2 protein-coding genes are annotated in these 1,481 nt (G+C 37.7%); both read right to left on the reverse strand.

Annotation, left to right across the window (positions count from 1 at the left end):
• Positions 1-321, reverse strand: a 321-nt coding sequence (locus R7127_RS26110; protein ID WP_318148673.1) for a hypothetical protein, incomplete at its 3' end; no start/stop codon positions are given.
• Positions 308-1,069 (reverse strand): hypothetical protein, encoded by a 762-nt coding sequence (locus R7127_RS26115; RefSeq protein WP_104975203.1) that lies wholly within the window; start codon positions 1,067-1,069, stop codon positions 308-310. The genes R7127_RS26110 and R7127_RS26115, both read right to left, overlap by 14 nt.
• Positions 1,070-1,481: the final 412 nt, after the last annotated feature.

A 1,481-nucleotide genomic window follows, 5' to 3' on the forward strand; every position in this document is an offset into this window, starting at 1 on the left:
TCCGATGGAGACGGTGCGGAGCTTTAATTGATTGATCACATACTCTGTGAAAAATGATCGACTGGTCAGGCGCTTTTCTATCTTACCAAAGAAGCTCTGGCTATCAGCAACGATGAGTCTTTCATAAGCCAGCAGTTGATAGAGACACTGTTCGATAGTCTGACCCTGATTAGCTATAACGTGTGTTTCAACGCCAGGTAAACCAACAACTTCAATTGACCAATGTCCTTGATACACTCGTAGCGATACGCATACCACGCAAGGATGTGATCGTTGCCACTGCGCCAAAGATTCTTCATAGGAATAATTAGAACTGACCATAATACTCCTCATCATAAGGGCTTAGACTGTATTCCTGCTCTGACTCAGCATTAAGCTGTGAAAGTTGAACAGCGTAATCATCTTCTACACTCTGTATCTTCATCGGTTTTGCCAGAACAAAGGAATAATTCTGATAACTATAACCCTGTGGTTTTGAGGCTCGTTTTATGACTCTTACAGCATTTTTACGGTCTTTTTCTGTCTCACGGTCATACCCGAATAAGTCGAATAAAAACTCTCGTTTAAGCTTTACTTGCTGACCATAATAGCTTTTGAAATTGCTCATCATCCAACCTATGATTGAACGATGCGGTTTCATCTCATCTAAGTTTATGAAGTAGCTTTGATTTGTTTTATAACCATGATGGTTATCATTCATCACAACTTTTCTTGAATTAAATGAAGCAGTATCAACCGAGTATGTCACGTAGAAATTGTCAATAGAATCAATCTGAATTAAAGGATGTTTTAGATCGTATAGTATCTCCAGCATAGGCTTTCTGCTGGATTGAAAATAACTGCATAATTCCGACAGAGAGATACGGCAAGTCACAATCTCATTGCTTTTGTTGTAGTAATTGAATAGTTGATTATGATGCAGCAGATAAAACGCCACTTTTAGCGCTTTAAAGCTCAAACCTGATGGTAAGAGTAGGCTCTGGTACATATTAAAGTGAGTGTGAATGAACTGGCGTTCTACGATTAGAACCTTATGTTTTGGATTGTTTTTCGTGGTTTTAACAGACATTAGCTTCTCCTTTGATGTTTGTCGTTAAAGAGCAAAAATCAAAACATAAAAGCCTATCCCAGCGTGTTTGAGTGCGGTGATGGAAGTGATTTAGCGTTAGTTTATTCTGTAAATTATCTCAATTTGATTTTTATCTCTTATTATCGTTGTTACATATTGAAAAGATTTGTCAAGACCGTTCATCAAAATAATTTACAAATTGTCCACCCTATGCCATTCGTCAATGAGAGAAAGGTCAAAAACGAACAAGTTGGTGAGCAGTCATTCGACCTTGATAAACCGTCTACGTTTTTCTGATGAAACGTCCGATAATCCTGATAGAGTGCCCACCTCTTTTAATATATTTAATAATCTTAATATAATTTCTTTTTTAATATAAAGTCGCTGACCAGCCAGCCGACTCGCCACACTT

It is taken from the genome of Vibrio sp. 1159 (assembly GCF_033340395.1).
GTDB lineage: Bacteria > Pseudomonadota > Gammaproteobacteria > Enterobacterales > Vibrionaceae > Vibrio > Vibrio alginolyticus.

Bases quoted from the DNA above. Each gene is read 5' to 3' on its own strand.
- R7127_RS26115 (WP_104975203.1), bottom strand. From the start codon at position 1,069: ATGTCTGTTAAAACCACGAAAAACAATCCAAAACATAAGGTTCTAATC.